This is a genomic window from Pseudomonas sp. AC463 (assembly GCF_979253585.1).
This window is the reverse complement of the sequence record NZ_CEEDDZ010000234.1, coordinates 1-364: the sequence shown is the minus strand read 5'-3', so window position 1 is coordinate 364 and position 364 is coordinate 1. Positions and strand designations below refer to the sequence as shown.

Annotated in this window: 1 protein-coding gene; it reads right to left on the bottom strand. The window is 69.8% G+C overall.

Translation table 11 applies throughout. The annotated features are described in order from the left end of the window. Positions 1-364, bottom strand: a 364-nt coding sequence (locus tag AC0IYH_RS29935; protein ID WP_471837724.1) for a dienelactone hydrolase family protein, incomplete at both ends; no start/stop codon positions are given.

Sequence of the window (364 nt, the reverse complement as noted above, 5' to 3'; positions counted from 1 at the left end):
GTTGTAGGCGCGGCTGTCGGGCGGGCACCAGCCGTGGTTCGCGCCCTCGTACACCTCGATCTCGGCAGGAATTTTGGCGGCGGCAAACGCGGCGCGCAGTTTGGTCTTGTCGTCGGGTGAGCGGGCGTCGTCGTTGGCGGCGATCGCGATCAGGTAGCCGCCCTTGAGCCGGGCTACGAGCTTGTCGGGACTGTCCGGCGCGTCGCCGACCAGCGCCGCACCGTGGAACGACGCGCCGGCTTTCACCCGATCGGGGCGGGCGGCGGCGGTGCGCATCATCATCGGGCCGCCCATGCAATAGCCGGTGACGGCGATGCCGCGGCGGGTGTCGACCTGCTTCTGCGTGTCAAGCCATGCGACGAAG